This is a genomic window from uncultured Maribacter sp., assembly GCF_963977385.1.
Classification (GTDB): Bacteria; Bacteroidota; Bacteroidia; order Flavobacteriales; family Flavobacteriaceae; genus Maribacter.
Map to the genome: position 1 here is coordinate 116,215 of NZ_CAXBOU010000004.1, position 20,427 is coordinate 136,641.

General features: G+C 35.2%; 15 protein-coding genes. 10 read left to right on the top strand and 5 right to left on the bottom strand.

Annotation, left to right across the window (positions count from 1 at the left end; translation table 11 throughout):
- Position 1 precedes the first annotated feature (1 nt).
- From AAC084_RS06990 to tsaB, 4 genes are all read left to right on the top strand, one after another.
- On the top strand, positions 2 to 1,258 hold the full coding sequence (locus tag AAC084_RS06990) for an ABC transporter permease (protein WP_339838750.1): 1,257 nt from the start codon (positions 2 to 4) through the stop codon (positions 1,256 to 1,258).
- Between the two features lie 43 nt (positions 1,259 to 1,301).
- Positions 1,302 to 2,426, top strand: coding sequence for an efflux RND transporter periplasmic adaptor subunit (locus tag AAC084_RS06995; protein ID WP_339838753.1), 1,125 nt, complete (start codon positions 1,302 to 1,304; stop codon positions 2,424 to 2,426).
- 66 nt (positions 2,427 to 2,492) lie between these two features.
- A complete protein-coding gene (locus tag AAC084_RS07000) occupies positions 2,493 to 3,833 on the top strand; it encodes a TolC family protein (protein ID WP_339838756.1) in 1,341 nt (446 codons plus the stop codon).
- An 82-nt stretch (positions 3,834 to 3,915) separates the two neighbouring features.
- Positions 3,916 to 4,593, top strand: a complete 678-nt coding sequence (gene tsaB / locus AAC084_RS07005) for a tRNA (adenosine(37)-N6)-threonylcarbamoyltransferase complex dimerization subunit type 1 TsaB (RefSeq protein ID WP_339838759.1) — start codon at positions 3,916 to 3,918, stop codon at positions 4,591 to 4,593.
- Positions 4,594 to 4,665: 72 nt separating this feature from the next.
- Here the strand turns inward: tsaB and AAC084_RS07010 are convergent, their stop codons facing one another.
- The 4 genes from AAC084_RS07010 to AAC084_RS07025 form a co-directional block, all read right to left on the bottom strand.
- Positions 4,666 to 5,490, bottom strand: a complete 825-nt coding sequence (locus tag AAC084_RS07010) for a mechanosensitive ion channel domain-containing protein (RefSeq protein ID WP_339838761.1) — start codon at positions 5,488 to 5,490, stop codon at positions 4,666 to 4,668.
- An 89-nt stretch (positions 5,491 to 5,579) separates the two neighbouring features.
- On the bottom strand, positions 5,580 to 7,619 hold the full coding sequence (locus tag AAC084_RS07015) for a thioredoxin domain-containing protein (protein WP_339838764.1): 2,040 nt from the start codon (positions 7,617 to 7,619) through the stop codon (positions 5,580 to 5,582).
- 68 nt (positions 7,620 to 7,687) lie between these two features.
- Positions 7,688 to 7,888: a dodecin family protein gene (locus AAC084_RS07020; RefSeq protein ID WP_027064938.1), complete on the bottom strand. Its 201-nt coding sequence runs from the start codon at positions 7,886 to 7,888 to the stop codon at positions 7,688 to 7,690.
- Positions 7,889 to 7,959: 71 nt separating this feature from the next.
- The gene (locus AAC084_RS07025; protein WP_339838767.1) at positions 7,960 to 8,871 is read right to left on the bottom strand and encodes a NifU family protein; all 912 of its coding nucleotides are present in this window, start codon (positions 8,869 to 8,871) and stop codon (positions 7,960 to 7,962) included.
- 123 nt (positions 8,872 to 8,994) lie between these two features.
- Here AAC084_RS07025 and AAC084_RS07030 point away from each other — a divergent pair, with 123 nt between their 5' ends.
- Positions 8,995 to 10,017: a type IX secretion system membrane protein PorP/SprF gene (locus AAC084_RS07030; RefSeq protein ID WP_339838770.1), complete on the top strand. Its 1,023-nt coding sequence runs from the start codon at positions 8,995 to 8,997 to the stop codon at positions 10,015 to 10,017.
- A gap of 44 nt (positions 10,018 to 10,061) precedes the next feature.
- Here the strand turns inward: AAC084_RS07030 and AAC084_RS07035 are convergent, their stop codons facing one another.
- The gene (locus AAC084_RS07035; RefSeq protein ID WP_339838773.1) at positions 10,062 to 11,237 is read right to left on the bottom strand and encodes a vWA domain-containing protein; all 1,176 of its coding nucleotides are present in this window, start codon (positions 11,235 to 11,237) and stop codon (positions 10,062 to 10,064) included.
- A gap of 204 nt (positions 11,238 to 11,441) precedes the next feature.
- Here AAC084_RS07035 and AAC084_RS07040 point away from each other — a divergent pair, with 204 nt between their 5' ends.
- From AAC084_RS07040 to AAC084_RS07060, 5 genes are all read left to right on the top strand, one after another.
- Positions 11,442 to 13,646, top strand: coding sequence for a histidine kinase (locus tag AAC084_RS07040; protein ID WP_339838776.1), 2,205 nt, complete (start codon positions 11,442 to 11,444; stop codon positions 13,644 to 13,646).
- Entirely contained in the window at positions 13,643 to 14,374 is a 732-nt protein-coding gene (locus AAC084_RS07045; RefSeq protein ID WP_339838779.1) for a LytTR family DNA-binding domain-containing protein, read from the top strand. The genes AAC084_RS07040 and AAC084_RS07045 overlap by 4 nt, the downstream gene beginning before the upstream one ends.
- A gap of 17 nt (positions 14,375 to 14,391) precedes the next feature.
- Positions 14,392 to 14,907: a gamma carbonic anhydrase family protein gene (locus tag AAC084_RS07050; protein ID WP_339838781.1), complete on the top strand. Its 516-nt coding sequence runs from the start codon at positions 14,392 to 14,394 to the stop codon at positions 14,905 to 14,907.
- A 70-nt stretch (positions 14,908 to 14,977) separates the two neighbouring features.
- Complete coding sequence (gene fabD, locus AAC084_RS07055) at positions 14,978 to 15,865, top strand: ACP S-malonyltransferase (protein ID WP_339838783.1); 888 nt, start codon at positions 14,978 to 14,980, stop codon at positions 15,863 to 15,865.
- A 159-nt stretch (positions 15,866 to 16,024) separates the two neighbouring features.
- Positions 16,025 to 20,425, top strand: coding sequence for a gliding motility-associated C-terminal domain-containing protein (locus AAC084_RS07060; protein WP_339838786.1), 4,401 nt, complete (start codon positions 16,025 to 16,027; stop codon positions 20,423 to 20,425).
- Positions 20,426 to 20,427 lie beyond the last annotated feature (2 nt).

A 20,427-nucleotide genomic window follows, 5' to 3' on the forward strand; every position in this document is an offset into this window, starting at 1 on the left:
TATGTGGATATTAGATAGAGATTTATGGTCTGAGATTTTTGCCACACTAGGTAAAAACTTGTTTCGCACATTTTTGACGATGTTAGGAGTTATTATTGCCATGGTTATTCTTGTTCTTTTATTAGGAGGGGCAAATGGTATGAGTAACGGGTTTCAGAAAATATTTGCCGGTACAGCTTCTAACAGTTTGTTCGTATGGAGTCAAAGTACCTCTGAACCTTACAAAGGGTTTGAAAGAGGACGAAGAATTCAATTTAAATTAGAAGATGCAACCATCTTAAAAGAACAGATTGAAGAAATAGAAGTATTGGCACCACGTATTGAACTTGGAAGTCATAGAGGAGTGGTAACGGTATATAGAAATGGACTTACTAGTGGTTCAGCGGTATATGGAGATTATCCTAATATTGATGACATCATGAAAAAGAAGCTGGTTGAAGGTCGTTTCTTGAATGAGAACGATATGACCGATGCAAAAAAGGTCTGCGTTATTGGTGAAGAAACCTATAAGCTTCTATTCGAAAAGGGTGAAAAGGCTGTTGGTGAAGATGTTCGTATTAACGGTGTATTTTTTAATATCGTCGGAATATATAAGCCTAATCAGAATATAAATATCGATGGGGAAAATTCAGTTTATATTCCTTTTTCAACTTTCCAGAAAGCTTTTGGGTCGGGTGATAGAATGGGTTGGATGGCAATTTCTGTGCAAGCGGATACTAAAGTGCCAGTAGTTGAAAGTCAGATTAAGCGATTGTTGAAAAATAAATATGATATCAATCCTACAGATGAAAGAGCGATTGGGAGTTTCGACTTATCTGAAGTATTCAATAATGTTTCGGCTTTTACCAGTGTTTTACAAGGAGTATCCTTTTTTGTTGGAATCCTAACCCTACTGGCAGGTGTAATCGCAATTAGTAATATCCTTTTAATTACAGTTAAGGAGCGCACCAAAGAAATAGGAATTAGACGTGCATTGGGTGCTACGCCCAAAGTAGTTAAACGTCAAATTGTATTGGAATCAATTGTAATCACAGTATTTGCTGGCTTTGTTGGTTTTGCTATAGCAGTAGGGTTCCTGGCAATCGCTAATAACATGATAGGGGATAATAGTGATTTGCCATTTTATAATCTAATGATAAGCATTCCGCAATTTATAGTCTCTTTTGTTTTAATGATAGGGCTAAGTGTATTGATAGGCCTAATACCTGCCAATAGAGCCATTAGAATTAAACCGATTGATGCATTAAGAGAAGAGTAACAAACCAATTAGAAAAGAATAAATAACAATCAAATAGTTGAGCATGAACAAGTATGTAAAGTACGGATTACTAGGAGTGGCGGTTATAGGAATATTAGCTGCAGTAGTCTATTTTTTAAAGAAAAATAGCACACCTCTAAAAACATATGAAACAGAACAAGTTGTAAAAAGAGATATCGTAAATAAAGTGGTGGTTACCGGCAAGGTAATACCACAAGATGAAATTGAAATTAAGCCTCAGATTTCAGGTATCATTGAAAAAGTTTACTTGGAAGAAGGTACGGAAGTAAAAGCAGGAGACTTAATTGCTACGATTAAAGTTGTGCCAAATGAACAATCTTTAAATCAAGCAAAAGGTAGGGTTAACAGCGCAAATATTGCTTTAGGAAATACCAAAATTGAGTATGACCGCAACAAAACACTTTTTGATAAAGGGGTGATATCTAGTCAAGACTACAATACATTGAAACTTAGATATGATCAAGCTATTCAAGAATTACAGAACGCACAAGCAGATTATCAAATTATAAGAGTTGGTTCTGCAGGTGGCTCATCAAGTGCAAATACAAATATAAGGGCTACAGTAACAGGTACTTTATTAGAGATTCCTGTTGAAGTAGGGGATCAGGTTATACAGAGTAACAATTTTAATGATGGTACTACTATTGCTACAATTGCCGATATGTCTAAAATGATATTTGAAGGTGAAGTTGATGAAGCAGAAGTAGGTAAATTAAAAGTAGGCATGCCATTAGAAATTAGTATGGGTGCATTACAAGATGAAAAATTTTATGCTAAATTAAAGTTTATAGCACCTAAAGGTGTTGAAGAAGAGGGTGCTGTTCAATTTAAGATAGAAGGGGATTTAGTAGTGTCTGATAGTACAAATGTACGTGCTGGCTATAGTGCAAATGCAGCAATTGTATTAGAAGAGAAGAAAGATGTGTTATCTATCAAGGAAGCTTTATTGCAATTTGACAAAGAAACTAATAAGCCTTATGTAGAGGTTGAAACTGGTGAGAACGAGTTTGAGAAGAAAGAGTTGGTTTTAGGTGTTAGTGATGGTATCGATGTTGAAATTGTTTCTGGTATCGATGAAAACGCCAAGATTAAAATATGGAATAAGTTAGAGGCTAAAAGTGAAGATAAAGGCACTAATGAAGATTAATTCAATCAATCAAATCAAAAAACGAATCGGTCAACCTTTAGTTGGGTTGGTTTAAAAAAGAATAAAATGAAAGTAAAAATCACAGGATTACTACTGATATTTTCTGTTGTGGTAGGTATGGCACAACAAAAGAAATGGACACTAGAAGAGTGTGTATATTATGCTGTAGAGAACAACCTTACTGTTAAGCAGTTTGAGTTGGATTTAGAAAATGCCGCATTAGATAAATCTGATGCAACAGGAGCATTATTGCCAAGTTTAAATAGTTCTATAAGTGCATCTGCAAATACAGGACTTGCATTAGACCCTACTACCAATAATTTAGTTTCAGCAACTATCTTTTCTGCTTCGGGAAGTATGACTTCATCAGTGACACTTTTTGATGGTCTTCAAAATTATAATAGAATCGAAAGAGCCAAACTAACGGCAATTAGTAGTCAGTATAGATTAGACGATAGTAAAGATGATATAAAGCTAAGTGTCGCCAATGCTTATTTAAATGTTTTAGCAAATAAAGAATCTTTAAAAGTCTTTAAGGCTCAATTGGCTATTACCGAACAAGATTTAAAGCGTACTAAAGACTTAGTGGATTCTGGTGTTTTGCCTAGTGGCGATTTATTACAAATAGAAGCTACTGCTGCAACTCAAGAACAGCAAATGATTAATGCGCAGAATTTAATCTTAATTTCAAAAATTAGTTTAGCACAGTTACTAAGTATTACAGATTACGAAAATTTTGATATTGCAGAAGAAGAGTTTGATATTCCTCCATCGGATATATTGAACAACTCTGCTAAGGTTATTTTTGATAAAGCATTAACCTTTAGAAATGATATACAATTTGCTTTGACAGGAGTAGAATTGGCTCAAAAAGACTTAGAAATTGCTAAGGGTGCCAAATACCCGAGTGTAGGAGCATTTATTAATTATAACACTAGATATTCTGATCAAAATAATGACCCCTTTACTGGAGAGAAAATTCCTTTTAAAGACCAGTTATATATTAACGATGGTATTTCTTATGGAGCGCAAATGAACATTCCTATTTTTAATGGATGGAGTGTTAGAAACAATATTAAGCGTTCACAAATTAGTATTGACATTGCTCAAATTGATTATGAAAAAACAAAGTTGCAGTTAGAGACTGATGTAAACCAAGCCTATGTAAATGTCACTAATTTTTTTAAGGCATTTCAAGCAGCAGAAAAAACGTTGGAGGCAAGAACACTTGCTTTTCAATATTCTAAAGAACGTTACGATGTAGGATTAATGAATGCCTTTGAATTTAGTCAATCACAATCACTTGTTGATAATGCCGAAGCTGATTTAATACGTGCTAAGTATGATTATATCTTTAGATTAAAAATATTGGAATTTTATTTCGGTATTCCTATTTCTTTAGAATAGTGGTAACTAAAAGAATGAAAAGGCCTGTAACATTTTATCGTTACAGGCTTTTTCATTTTATAGTATGTAATACCTTTGCAACATGGGCTTAATATTAAATTTAGAAACATCTTCGACGAACTGTTCTGTTTGCATAGCAAAAGATGGCGTTATTTTGGCACTGAAAGAATTGAATTCGGCTAACTACTCACATGCCGAAAAATTACATGTGTTTATTGAAGAAGTGATTAAGGAAGCTGCTATTAAATTGGAAGATTTAGACGCTATAGCAGTGAGTAAAGGTCCGGGTTCTTATACGGGACTCCGAATCGGAGTTTCTGCAGCAAAAGGGCTGTGTTACGCTTTAGACATACCGTTAATTTCTGTTTCTACATTGAAAAGTATGGCAGCACAATTAGATATCATAAATGATGAAGCTATTATTATACCAGTTCTAGATGCTAGGCGTATGGAAGTGTATTCTGCAGTTTTCGATAATCAGCTACAACAAATTAGGGAGACAAAGGCAGAAATTATAGATGAACAATCTTTTGAAAAATATATAAGTTCAAACTCTGTGCATTTTCTTGGAAGTGGAGCAGAGAAGATTAAAGGAGTTTTCAATAATGACAATCTTATCTTTCATCTTGATGTTGTGCCATCGGCAAAAGAAATGGCACCGATATCATCCTATAAATTTAAAAATAAAGATTTTGAGGATGTTGCTTATTTCGAACCTTATTATTTAAAGGACTTTGTTTTACAGACCAAAAGAAAGTAAGTAGCTCCTTTAAGTTTTTTATAAAAAAAGCCCTTGAAGAATCAAGGGCTTTTAAATTATAGAGATTATGTCTTAATTTTTCAGTTGCGTAAGGACACGCTGCGGAAATGGTATTTCAATACCTGCAGCATCAAATCGATATTTGATTTCTTCCATTACATAAAAATGTGCTGCCCAAAAATCTGGATTTTTTGCCCAAAAACGTAAGGTGAGGTTTACCGAGCTATCAGCTAATTCGCCTACATAAACTTCAGGGACTGGTGCTTTAAGAATGGTCTCACCTTCGTTGCAAATTGCTAATAGAATTTCTTTAGCTTGTTTTATATTAGATCCATAACCTATTCCAACATCAATTTTATCTCTTCTAGTGTCTAAACCATTATAGTTAACGATAGTATTATTAGAAAGTTGACCATTTGGTATTACGGCAATTTGGTTCCCGAACGTACTCAATTTAGTGGTGAAAATTGATATTTCCCTTACGGTTCCATCAACACCCTGAGCGGATATCCAATCTCCAATTTTAAAAGGTTTGAATAATAATATGAGTACACCACCAGCAAAATTCGCCAATGACCCTTGTAATGCCAGACCAATTGCCAAACCTGCTGAAGCAAGTACCGCTACTAAAGAGGTTGTCTGAACTCCTAATTGAGTAATAACAAGTACAAACAATATCATTTTTAATGCTATACTGATAAAGCTTTGTAGAAAAGTCTCTAAAGCCAAATCATAGTCTTTCTTTAAAAAGAACTTACGCACAATTTTATTGATGAAACGTATAACGTATGTACCTGCAAATAATAGAAAAAGCGCAATTACTATGTTAGGCAATACGGCCCACATCCAATCTAAGGCTTTATCTGCATGTTCTTGAAGATTCATTATTTTATCCATAGTCACTTTTAATTTTTAATTACTTATTACCTAACAATTGTTGTGTGAAAAATCAATATGTTAAGAAGAAATAATTGTTAGATTTTAGCCTAAATTAATTTCAAGGCTTTCTCGGTTTCTTCAACTGGTAATTGGCAAGTGCCATGTTTGCAAACGTATATTAATGTCTTGTTTTCGACATATCTATGCATTAACAAGGGTAGGTTGCTAGTCTTAGAATTTGAAGCGGCAAATATAGTGTTTGGCAAGTACGTATTCATTAGGGCTTTGCATATGGGTTCAAAATTTTCACCGATAACGACCACTTCGTTAAAATCTTGACTCATTAATAGCGATAAATGTAGCCAGTTAGCATGATTTTGAGGATTATCGATAATTGATTTCTTCATCGTTTTCATGATCTGATTCAATCTCACATCAAAGCCTTCTTCTGGAAAATATTTTGAAAGCTTTAAAAGGTTTTGGGCCATAATAGAATTGGATGAGGGTATGACATTGTCAGCAACCTCTATAGTTTTTCGAATAATGATTTCTTCTTTATTCGAGGTGAAATAAAACAATCCTGTAGAGGTGTCTGAAAAATTATCGATTACGTAGTGCGTTAATTTCAGACTATGACTTAACCAGGCTTCATCATAAGTCACTTCATAGAGACTTAAGAAACCATCAATGACAGCAGCATAATCTTCTAGAAAACCGGAAATTGTGCTCTTGCCATTTTTATGATTATGGTAAAGACCGCCATTTTCATCAATTAACTTTGAAAGGATGAAATGTGCATTCTGTAGTGCCAATTCTAAATACTCTTTGTCATGTAAATATCTATAGGCATCTGTCAGTCCTTTAAGAGCAAGACCATTCCAAGAGGTTAAAATTTTATCATCAAGCCTTGGTTTATCTCTTTTTTCTCGTTCTTTTTTTAATATTTTTAAATCTTTTGTTATTGTTTGGAATACTATTTCTTCTGTCAAATCATGTCTCTTGGCAATTTTTGTAGTTTCCGCATCTCTAATTAAAACGTAATTATCTTCTTCCCAATACCCATATGAATTTATATTATAAAAATCCCTAAAAAGAGGGTAGTCATCTTTAAGTATATCCTTAAGTTGTTTTTCCTTCCAAACATAAAATGCACCTTCTACCAATTTTCCAGTTTCTGATATACTATCGGCATCTAATGATGAGTAAAAACTATTGCTTACATCTAAAAGTTCTTCTTTAAGAAAAGAAATAGATTTTTGTACTACATTTTTATAGAGGGTATTTTTAGTTGAAGCATATGCCTTGGCATACAGACTAATTAGTAATCCGTTGTCATAAAGCATTTTTTCAAAATGGGGAACATGCCATTTAGTATCTACAGCGTATCTTGAAAAACCACCGCCAACATGGTCAAAAACGCCACCCCATGCCATTCTAGTTAAAGTGGTATGTATATATTCATTAATTTCTTTATCTTTTTGTGAATGCCCATAATGCAATAGGAAATTTAAATTTACTGGCATCATAAATTTTGGAGCTCTTTTGTAACCTCCTAAAAAAGTGTCGAAATAAGTAGACCAATCTTTTACTATTTCTGTTATAGCTGAAGTTTTTATGAAATCACTATTTTCTTCAATGGCTATGGTATTTATTTCTTTTAGACCATGTGCCATGTTTTCGGCATACCCAATAATTTTTTTAGGATTATTTTTATATAGATCTTGTAACTGATTTAATACCTGAATCCACTCTTGTTTTTTTACAAATGTAGCGCCCCAAAAAGGTCGGCCATCTGGTAGTGCCAATATGTTTAGAGGCCAGCCACCGCTACCAGTCATCATTTGTAAAGCATCCATATAAATATGGTCGATATCGGGTCTTTCTTCTCGGTCGACCTTAATGTTGATAAAATGGGAGTTCATGGCATCTGCAACTTCTTCATCTTCAAAACACTCGTGCTCCATTACATGGCACCAGTGACATGCTGCATAACCAATGCTTATTAATAGTAGCTTTTGTTCGTCTTTTGCCCTTTGTAACGATTCAGTATTCCATGCTTCCCAATTTACAGGGTTATGGGCATGTTGTAATAAGTAGGGACTACTTTCTTTGACAAGATTATTGGTGAATTTTGGTGACTTTGGCATGAGTGTATTTTTCGAGTTTAGGACAAAAAAAAGCGCCAAAAGGCGCTCTTAAAATTGTTTAAATTTTATTATTTCACTTCGAATGTGATTTTAACATTGACTCTGTAATTCTTGATTTTACCATCTTCAACAGTAGCACTTTGTTCGTTGATATAAACCGATTTAATATTCTTCACCGATTTAGAGGCTTCAGAAACTGCTTTTTTTGCAGCGTCTTCCCATCCATTGTCAGAATTTGCTAATATTTCAATTACTTTTAAAACTGCCATAATTAATGATTTTTAGATTCCTTCTAAGTTACAAAATTAGAAGGTAACCTTTGATTCATTTCAATGATTTATTAGCCGTTTAGAGCAACAACTTCATTAACCTTGTCGCCCATCATATTTTTAAGCATGGTCTCAATACCGTTTTTCAAAGTAAAAGTTGAAGAAGGGCAACCACTGCAGGCGCCTTGTAAAATTACGTTTACAGTTTTACTTTCCTTGTCATATGATTTAAACATAATATTGCCGCCATCACTGGCTACAGCTGGTTTTACATATTCCTCTAATATATCAACAATCTCTTGAGATGTCTCATCTAATGCAATTGTATTTTCTGATGAAACTGTTTCAGATACTTGAGCTTCAGTACCTATTGATTTTGCATTGTCGGCGACAATTTCTTTTCCGTCAGCAATGAAATTTCTAATAACCTCTCTTAATTCTACGTTGATATCATCCCATTCGGCAACTTCATATTTTGATACCGAAACATAATTCTCATCAATAAAAACTTGTTTTACAAACGGAAATTGAAATAATGCTGTCGCTAACTTAGAATCTATGGCTTCATCTAAATTTTTAAATTCATATGCAGAACCAACGATTTTTTTACTTGCAACAAACTTCATTGTTGAAGGGTTGGGTGTAACCTCAGCATAAACGGTAACAGGTATCGGTTTGTCCAAATCTTCTTCTAGAACAATTGGTTCACCGGCATTTAAATACTCCACCAATTGTTGTGCAACTTCGTCTTTTACATCTTCCCATTTCACAATATCATATCTTTCTAAGCCAATAAAATCGCCAGAAATATAAACTGTTTTAATAAATGGCAAATAAAATAATTGTTGTGCTAAAGGTGAATCTTTGGCTTCGTCAATATTTTTGTATTCGTAATTTTTTCGTTGAACTAATAGATGATTAGTTTCGAACTTTAGTATGTTGGGGTTATTGGTCTTAACAACCGTAATAGAATACTCTTTCATTTCTCAATTAATTTATGTAAAAATACGAAGGAAATCTTAGTTTAGTCCTACATAATAATGTTGTGGTTAACTCGTTATACACTTTATATTATCAAAACTAAGGTATAGTTTATAACCCCAAAGATGAGATACCATATTCTACTATTGTTTACCGTGCTTATGATAGGTTCAAAATCTATAGCACAAGAGGGTATTCCTGTTTATTTTGATTATTTATCAGATAATTATTATTTGGTATTTCCTTCAATGGCAGGTATAGGTGAAGGAGGAAAGATAAGGGCGACTGCTAGAAAGCAGTGGTTCGATGTCGATGATGCACCTAGTTTACAAACGATAAATGCACATTTTAGAATAGGAGATACACCTAGTGGTGTCGGGGCTATTATTTTTAATGATGCTAATGGATATCATTCTCAAACAGGTTTGAAGTTAACATATGCGCACCATTTAAGAATGGGTAGTAGCGATATGCGAGTTTTAAATCAATTGTCTTTCGGATTAAGTGGTACAATTTTACAAAGTAGTTTAGATGAAACTGAGTTTAGGTCTGTAACACCGGATCCGGCTGTTTCTGGAATAAAATTGAGTGCTTCGTACACCAATGTTGACATTGGTATTTCTTATAATTTTCAAGAATTCTATACTCATTTTGCAGTGACTAATGCTTTAACGGGTAGTAAGAGAAATGTATATTATAGAGATAGACAAGATAATCCAGACCAATTGGTTATTGATAATATTAGAAGATATCTAGTTTCTGCAGGGTATGTATTTGGAAAAAGTGAATGGCAAGTAGAACCTTCAGTATTGTTTCAAATGACTGAGTTTACTAAAGAGAAAACCATGGATATCAACGCCAAGGTGTATAAGGATGTTGATTTTGGTCGTGTTTGGGGCGGACTTTCTTATAGAAGAAGTTTTGATGGTGCCCAGTTTCAAACTGCAAGTGGTTTTGGAGAACAACGTTTACAACTCGTAACACCCATAGTAGGGGCCAATATTAGTAACTTTATGGTTTCTTATAATTATTCATATCAAATGGGTGATATCCGTTTTGATAATGGAGGATTTCATCAAATTACTATTGGTTACGATTTTGGACAAACCGAACGTAAATACGATTGTTTCTGTCCGGCAGCGAACTAAAAAAAGGCCTGCTCTATTCGAACAGACCTTCTTATTTTCTGATTTTATTCCCAACTATAGTTTTTTGATTCGGCTTGTTTTTTAATCGCTTGGATCATTGCATTTTCTAACTCACCAGATTTGTCGCTATTCTGGTTTTCAGCGATATACGCTAATCGTTTTGTGTTATTCTCTTTTATTTCTTTTTGAATTTTTTCTCGCTCATTTTTCTTCGATGCCACATAGCTCTTAATTTCGTTTTCGTTTTTACTTTGTAGCTCTTCTGGTAATTCGTCTTTCTCTATTGAGCTGATTTCAAATTCGGCATCATCATAGGCGTCGACCAAGTCCCATTTTTTATTATTATAAAGCCTTGAGCTTTTACTTACCGTTCTTTTTACAGCAACAGCTTCTTGCATCGACATTGCATTTTCATCCTGTACTTCTTGAGCAATAATTTTTGATTTACCCAAAGAACCATATGAAATATAGGTTTTATTAAGTCGCGAGTTAAGCTTTATAATGATTTCATCATAAGGTGTTTTAATATGTACTACCTTTTTGTTATGGTCAATTGCCATATACTCGCCACCGGTAAGTGTAGCGCCATTTTTCCAATCTGTGTTGATGCCTTGTTCATAGTTTCCACAGAAAATAGTGTTTACGATTACGTCTTTTTCGTTGGCATTTGTTAATGCTGTTCTGTAATTGTATTGACCTTGGTCAAATGGCTCGTTACCCGCAATAAAAATCATACGTAATAAATCTGGGTCCTTATTCCAAGGTAATTGGTGTAATGAAGTTTGTAGAACTTTACCGCAATATTCTTCTCCGCCATTGGTGGTTAATGAAAATAATTTCTCAGAAATTTCATCAAGATCGCTACTAAATGCTAGTACTTGTTGAATATATCCTTCTTCCGCTGAAAGATTATCATTGCCATATTGATAAAGAGCAATCTGTAATTTAGGTCTAGTTTCATTTCCGCATTTTGCTAAACTAAACTCATTTACAATATCCCAAAGTTGAGATTTGGCTTGGTTAATTAATCCGTCCATACTATTACTAGTGTCTAGTAGTAATGCTATTTGAACAGTGTTGTCTTTCTTCGGTTTTGGCGACTCGGTTGCCTGGGCTAATAATGTAATCGGTTTTTTCTTATTATTAGTAGTACAAGCAAATACCGTTGATAGTGTTAGGAATGCTATGGCTAAAGTTCCCATTAATTTGAAGATTTTCATATTTTTCAGTTTTAAATTCGAGGTTAAAACTAAAAGCTAATTAGTTTGTAAAATAAAAGTAATGAGTGAACGCACCTTCTCACTTAGTTAAGTAGTTCGCTGGGTTTGTTAACTCATTAAAGTGGTGATTAAAAGATGGATTTTGGAGTTTTTCATATTTTTTTGTGCCATATAAATCAGCTAAGTTTACAGTAAGCATTTCGAATGAAAAATTTATTGATCTACATATTACTCGGTTTTGTTTTGGGGACTTTTGCAAGTCATTCTCAAATACAAAATGGCGCTGTAAAGTTTAATTTAAAAGGTAGAGTTGAGGTAAAGAGTTCTGGAAAACCTATATCTGGAATATCTGTTTCAAATAATATGGGAAGTGTAGTCTTGACAAATGGACTCGGTGAATTTAATATAAGAACGTATATAGGTGATGAGCTTACTATTCAACATGAAAATATAGAGACGCTAAGATACAGGGTAAATAAAAATGATGATGTTCTTATTTTGGTAGAAGATTTTGATACATCTTCAATTAGTAGTAGATCTAAATCTGTACCCGATGTTTCTCTGAAACATCAATTATTACTAGATTCTGCAGAAAAGTACAAAAGTCAAAACATTGAAAAAAGTATCGATTATGTAGCGCAATCTATTAGTATATTGGGTAAGAGGGGGAGAAAGCAAGAGCTGGCAAAGTCTTTATCTAAACTTGGTGAAATATACCAATACCATAAGCAGTTAGATTTAGCTATCGATAATTATGAAGATGCGTTAGATGCCAATAAAACTATTGCAACCACTTTATTATTGGGTAGGGCCTATAATTTAACGTCGAGGTTTAAAGAATCGATTGAATTGTTGAATCCATTATTGGAAATCAAATCAATGCCACCATACCAAAGTGTTCAATTCTATGAATTACTTGGCGATGCTAAAAAAGGCGACAGTAATGTTTCTGAAGCTATTGAATTGTATAGTAGAGGCTTGTTGATTGCTGATAAGAATCAGATTACTTCGAAAATGACGGATTTGAATTCTAAAATTGCCGATACGTATTCTCAAAGTAATCAAACTATAGAGGCTGAGGCATATTATGGAAACTCACTCGAATTAGCCAGTCAACAAGCGCCTAAAAGAGCTTTACAGGAAAAGGAAAAAGTAGCGGATTTTTACAATGCAAAAAATAGGTATAGTGAAGAAATTACGATGCGTAAAAATAGCCTGCAAGAATTGAAAAAATTGAGCTCACCCAATGCAAGTATTTCAAAGCTAGAGCTGGGTGATACTATAACCTCGCAGCGTATAAATTATAAGATTGCGAATGCTTACATTTCTCAAGATAAGTATAACGAAGCTATTCCGTTTTTAGAAAGGAGTATTGTTGAGGCAGATTCAGAAGATGATCTCGTTGTTCAAAAAGATGCCACTAGAAAGCTATCTGAGGTTTATAAGGAAAAAGGTGATTTCACTAAGGCTTTAGAAACTTACCAGTCGTATGTTTCATTAGTTGATTCGTTATATGTTCGAAAGGAACAAGAAATATCAAGGGCAAATAGATTTAATAGAGAAATTGCCAACGCTCAAAATAGACTAACAGGACTAGAACAAGAGCGAGAATTGTCTCAAAGTAAATATGATTTGGCGTTAACCGAACAAGAGTTGGTGCAAGAAAGTAATAAACGGCAGCAATGGGTTATTTATTCTTTAATTTTCGGACTGTTGTTGACCCTTTTGGCGGCATTTTTCTTTTATCGAAGTAATCAGCAACAAAAATTGGCTAATAATTTATTGGCTTTAAAATCGTTGAGGTCACAAATGAACCCGCATTTTATATTCAACGCCTTAAATTCTGTGAATAATTTTATTTCTAAAAGTGATGAGCGTAGTGCAAATAGGTACCTAAGTGATTTCTCGACTTTAATGCGCTCTGTACTTGAAAATTCTGAGGAAGATTTTATTCCATTAGAAAAAGAGTTACAGCAATTAGAACTGTATATGAAATTAGAACATTCACGGTTTGAAGATAAGTTTGACTATAAAATTACTGTTGATGAACAAGTTCAAATTTCTAAGTATCAAATACCGCCAATGTTATTGCAACCCTATATTGAAAATGCCATATGGCATGGTTTAAGGTATAGAGAGACTAAAGGTTTGTTGTCGGTTTCGGTAAAAGAAAACACAAGCAATTCAATAGCTATATGTATAATGGACAATGGTATCGGTCGAAAGAAATCTGCATCCATCAAAACTCAAAATCAAAAGAAGCAAAAATCGAAGGGTATGGGTATTATAAAAAAACGTGTCGCGATTTTAAACGATATGTATTCAGACAAAGTTGATATTGAAATATCCGATTTAGAAAAGGATGGTTCAGGAACTAAGGTGCTTTTTATATTAAAAAAAGAAAAATGAGTTTGAAAGCAATTTTGGTCGAAGATGAGGCCAATAGTAGAGAAATTCTTAGGAATTACATAACCAAATATTGTCCGAGTATAGATTTGGTAGGTGAGGTGGCTTCTATACAAGAGGCACTAGTACTCATAGAAAAAAATAGTCTTGATATAGTTTTCTTAGATGTTGAGATGCCTTTTGGTAATGCGTTTGATTTATTAGACCAGTTACCCAATAGAACTTTTGAAACCGTCTTTGTCACAGCTTATGACCATTATGCAAAAGATGCGTTGAATAATCATGCTGCATATTATTTAACAAAGCCCATAAATATTGATGAATTAATTAATGCAGTTAATTATATAGAAGGTGTACGGGAAAAAGAGGCAAGTTTAGAGGGTGGGGTTTTAACATCAAAGTCAAAAGGCGTAGAAGGCAAGTTGACTTTGCCCCAGCAAGACGGATTTCAAATATTGAATGTTTCTGAAATTCTATATTGTAAGGCCGATGATAATTATACCGAAATTTATTTGCTGAACAAGAAAATACTCGTGAGTAAAACCTTAAAGTATTTTGAAGATGCTTTATTGGAATTTCCTTTTGCCCGTGTGCATAAATCGTTTTTGGTGAATGTAAATGAGGTGGTGAAATATAGAAAAGGAAAAGGCGGTAGTGTGGTTATGTCTAATGGAAAAGAGGTTATGGTGTCTGCATCTAAAAAGAAAGATTTTCTATCCTATTTTAATTAAAATAAAGAATAAAAAGTATGATAAAAGGTGTTAAGGGTAAAGAACCTGTAATAGGCGAAGATTGCTTTATTGCTGAAAATGCAACTATTGTAGGTGAAGTTATAATGGGTAAGCAATGCAGTGTATGGTTTAATGCCGTATTAAGAGGTGATGTACATTACATAAAAATGGGTGATAAGGTTAATGTTCAAGATGGGGCTGTTATTCATTGTACCTATAAAAAATCACCAACGACAATAGGTGATAATGTGTCTATTGGGCATAATGCTATTGTACATGGGTGTACCGTTCATGATAATGTGTTGATTGGTATGGGTAGTATTATTATGGATGATTGTATTGTGGAAAGTAATAGTATTATAGCAGCTGGTGCTGTACTTACTAAAGGTACTCATGTACCATCTGGAAGCATATTTGCGGGTATGCCAGCCAAGAAAATAAAAGATATTAGTCCCGAATTAAGTTCAGGAGAAATAAATAGAATTGCAGAAGCTTATACCATGTACTCTGGTTGGTTTAAAGAATCTGAATAAGTGTTATTCGTAGTTAGAATATTGGAGTCTGACTAAAATCCGTATTTTTGCCGCACCAAAACTAAAAGTTATGAACGCATATGTTTTTCCTGGGCAAGGTGCTCAATTTGTTGGAATGGGACTTGATTTGTATGAGAAATATCCTATTGCCAAAGAGTTATTTTTAAAGGCAAATGATATTTTAGGCTTCGATATTACAGAGGTAATGTTCAGTGGTACTGCAGAAGGATTAAAAGAGACGAAAGTTACACAACCTGCTATATTTTTACACTCTATTATCTTGAGTAAAGTAATGGGAGATTCGTTTCAGCCAGATATGGTAGCTGGTCATTCTTTGGGTGAATTTTCTGCACTTGTAGCGAATAATACGCTAAGTTTTGAAGACGGACTAAGGTTGGTTTCACAACGTGCTTTGGCAATGCAAAAAGCCTGTGAGCTTAAGCCTTCTACAATGGCTGCGGTTTTAGGTTTAGAAGATAATATAGTTGAAAAAATATGTGCAGAAACTTCAGGTATTGTAGTAGCTGCAAATTATAACTGTCCTGGTCAGTTAGTAATTTCAGGGGAGATAGCTGCGGTAGAGCAAGCTTGTGAGAAATTGAAAGAAGCAGGTGCGAGACGTGCATTAATGTTGCCGGTAGGTGGTGCTTTTCACTCCCCTTTAATGGAGCCTGCACGAGAAGAATTAGCAGCTGCGATTGACAATACTAACTTCGCAAACCCAAGTTGCCCTATTTATCAAAATGTGCCGACAACTGCAGTAAATAGTTCTGTTGAGATTAAGAAAAACTTAATGTTGCAGTTGACTGCACCTGTAAAATGGACACAGAGTGTTCAGCAAATGGTGAAAGATGGTGCTACAATTTTTACTGAAATAGGACCGGGTAAAGTATTGCAAGGTTTAGTAAGAAAAATTGAACCGTCGGTTACAACGCAATCCCCAGAGCTTACAGATTAGGCATTGTTTCCTTATTAGTACCATTTAACCCATAAATCCTTTTTTTGACTGTTTGTGAGCGGTTTACCTTGATTTTTTTGTAATATTGAGGCCCTTGTTTTTGGTTGGAAACGTTATCTGTTAATTCCAATTTGAAAATTGGAATTGAAAATTTGCACTATGAAAATGAAAATACTTTCAAGTTTCTTGAACACTACTGTAAAGACTATCTTTAACAGGTCTTTTTTGGTTTTTGGTTTGCTTTTCCTTTCAGTTTCACTAGGAGGTGTTTTCGGTCAAGTAACGGTATCCATTACTGCAGTTCAACCCAATGCCGATGAGGAAGGTCCCGTGAATGGTTCTTACCAAGTACTTGTGGATGGTGATAACTTTTCATTTTATGATGTATTTTTATCAATTGATGGTGCTAGCACTGCTGATGTTGGTGATGATTTTTCGGGGCTACCATCTTCAGTTCGAATATTAACCAATGGTGGTGGCTCTGGTACGGCTTTGGTTGGGGTCAGTGTTATCGATGATAATATTATCGAAAATACAGAGACCGTTGTATGGAGTATTGATTTGAATGGAGGTTATATGATTGATCCCGGAAATAGTTCTGCAATAGTTAATATTGTCGATAACGATGTAGCGGGTGTAAATGTAACTGCAATTAGTGGGAATACAGGTGAAGATGGAACCACAGCTTTCTTTACTGTAACTTTGGACAGCCAGCCTTCGGCACCAGTAACCGTTGCACTGACTAGTAGTAATACGGCAGAGGGAACCGTTCCCAATAACGTTATAATACCTGTTTCAAATTGGAATACAGGAGTTTCGGTCACTGTTACGGGAATAGACGACTCTATTATTGACGGAAATATTAATTATACAATTGTGACTGGGAATGTGACTTCAACGGATGCCAACTATGATGCTTTGGGTGGTGGTATTGTTGGAGATGTTTCTGTTATTAATATTGATGATGATCAAGCGGGTGTAAATGTCAATACTACAACAGGAATTACTACTGAAGGTGGAGGAACTACCGTATTTACATTTACGCTAACAAGCCAGCCAACAGCGGATGTTGAACTTGAAATTGACCAATATGATAATACGGAGACTGGTGGGCCGTCATCAATAACTATTACTCCAGCCAATTGGAATACCGGAGCTGATTTGCTCGTTACTGGCTTAGATGATGATATTATAGATGGGGATATTGATGATGATATTAGAGTACGAATATTAAATTCTGCGGATTCTGACTATGATTCCTTAAATAATGGGGACGTTCCGGATATAATGGTTACGAACCAAGATAATGATGTAGCCAGTATAAATATTTCACCAATAAGCGGAAACACTACAGAGGCAGGTGGAACGGCCACTTTTGCTGTTACTCTTGGCAGCCAACCGACCAATAATGTAACAATTGCGCTTTCCAGCAGTAATACTGGTGAAGGTACGGTTGCGGCTTCTGTATTAAAAACACCGGCCAACTGGAATACGAACACTACCGTCACGGTAACGGGCATCGACGATTCGGTCGTGGACGGGGATATAGGCTATTCAATTATCACTGGTAATGTTACCTCGGCTGATGCGAACTATAATGCTTTGAACGGTGCTGCCGTTGCTGATATTTCGGTCATTAATTCGGATAACGATGTTGTTGGGGTAAATGTTTCGGCGATTAGCGGAAACACGACAGAGGCAGGTGGGACGGCTACTTTTGCTGTTACTCTTGGCAGCCAACCGACCAATAATGTAACAATTGCGCTTTCCAGCAGTAATACTGGTGAAGGTACGGTTGCGGCTTCTGTATTAAAAACACCGGCCAACTGGAATACGAACACTACCGTCACGGTAACGGGCGTTGACGATTCCGTCGTGGACGGGGATATAGGGTATTCGATAATCACAGGTAATGTTACCTCATCTGATGTGAATTATAATGGATTGAACGAAACTACAATTGCAGATGTTGCGGTAACCAATGTAGATAATGATATTGCAACATTGACAATTTTAAATAATGCCCAAAATGAAGATGATGTATCAGGGAATTTAGTGTTTAATGTTGTTTTAGATATTGCAGTGGTTGGCGGTACACAAGTATCATACTCATTTTTTGATGATACGGCTACAGGAGGTGGTACAGATTATACTGGTACTCCCGGCAACTTGATTTTTACGGGTACAGCAAATGAAACTAAGACGATTACGGTACCTATTAATAATGATGCAGTTTTAGAAAATACAGAAACTTTTGAAGTTCAATTAGGCTTACCGACCAATAATGTACAGCTAGTAAATGGAGGTACAGCTATAGGTACAATAAATGATGATGATAATTGTGTTGCTGCGCCAGTTTTAGATGCATCTGTTTCTCCAATTTATTGTGTAGTTGATACGGGTAGTGCTTTTTCAGCCAATCTATTTGATTTCACTACGAGTATAGCTCCTAGCGGTACCGTTCTGACATGGAGTAGAGTTTCAAATCCGCTAACTATAACTTCTCACTTAAGCCCTGCAGAAGCTCAAAATATTAGCACACCGGCCTCCTATTATGGCTTTTTCTATGATGCGGCAAATAATTGTGCAAGTGGTAATATTGAAGTTCAAATTGTTCGAAATATTATTCCAGAAATACTTTCAATTACGGGTAATGAACGTTGTGGGCCAGGAACATTGTTATTAAGTGTTACGCCAAGTGATGGTGCTTCCGTTAATTGGTATGATTCTTTAGATGCAGTTACACCAATAGCAACGGGCGAAACATACACAACGCCATCTTTAACTGCAACAACTACCTATTATGTAGAGGCTACCGAAAACGAATGTACTACAGAAAGGCAACCAGTAATTGCTAGAATAGGATTTCAGGCAACTACAGGTACGGCACAAAATGGCGCTATTTGTAATGTTACGGCAAACGGACTAACGAGTATAGATTTAGATACTAGACTTACTGGTGCCGATCCTGGAGTTTGGGTATTCGTTTCGGGGCCTGAGACTAATATTAATATAAGTTCTACCAATGTTGTTGATTTTGAAGATTTGGCATCAGGAGCATATATTTTTAGATTTACAACTACAAATTCTACGGCACCTTGTGTGAACCCAACGGTAGAGGTGATAATTAATGTTAGTGATTGTGAATCGGATGACGATAACGACGGACTTTTAGGTGGTCAAGAAGTTGCCTTAGGCTTAGACCCTAACAATCCAGATACTGATGGTGATGGAATTGAAGATGGTGTAGAAGTTGGTCCTGATATAGCGAATCCGTTGGATGAGGATAGTGATGGAGTTATAGATGCTTTAGATTCAAATACGGAGGATACCGATAATGACGGAGTAAATAATCAACAAGATCCGGCCAATAACAATCCATGTATACCTAACCGTTTTAATGGGTTTTGTGATACAGATGGTGATGGTTTGTCCGATTTGGATGAACAAACAAATGGCTCTGATCCAGATGACCCTTGTGACCCTGTTGCAACACCAAACTGTGATGATCCAATAGATTTAGAAGTTTTGAAATCTGTGGATAATGAAGATGCACAAATTGGTGATACTGTTGTTTTTGAAATAACGGTTACAAACTTATCTGATAGAACTGCAAGAGCTATTGTCGTGGGTGATTTATTAGAGCTAGGATTTGATTTTGTTTCTAAATCCTCTCTTGATTATGATGAAGTTTCAGGTATGTGGAACATTGCGGAACTTGAAGCGGGCTTGTCTACAGTACTTACCATAACAGTTACTGTTTCTGAAGAAGGGCCATACGAAAATACGGCTACTTTGTTGGAGTCTATACCATCAGATGGCAATACTGCCAATGATGAATCTACTGTAACTTTAAATACAGAGGTGCCAGAAGGTGTTGATTTATTAGTTGAGAAAGAAGCGCGACCAAATAAGGTGTTGGTAGGTGATGAGGTGGAATTCATAATTAAGGTTACTAATATTTCTCAAACAGATGTAGTTACTGATATTATTCTAAACGATTTTATTTTAGTAGAAAACGGATTTGAGTTTGTTTCCGCAGAATCAGATTTAAATGGTGTATATGATGCCTCTACAGGAAATTGGACCATACCTTCACTAAACCTTGATGAAACTGCAACTTTGAGAATTATGGCGAGAGTTCCTCAAACTGGGGTATTCAATAATACAGTTAATCTTGTACGTTCTTCTCCAAGAGATGGTAACCCCTTGAACGATGAGGCTACTGTTGAAGTTGAGGTTATTGAAAAGAGTCAGGCAGACCCAGGATTCTTATATAATCAGTTCTCGCCTAATGGAAACAACCAGAACGAAATTTTGCGCATTAACCGTACAGATCCTGTTACACGGTTAGAGGTAACTTTGCAGTATAACATAAAGATTTATGATCGTTACGGTAATCTTGTGTTCGAAACTGAAAAAGTAAATGATGGCGATGTCTGGGATGGGACATACAAAGGTAAGGAAGTGCCTAGGGGTACCTATTTTTATATTATGAATTATAGTATTAATAACGAACCTGCAATTCTAGATAAGGGTTGGATACAGCTTATTAGATAAAA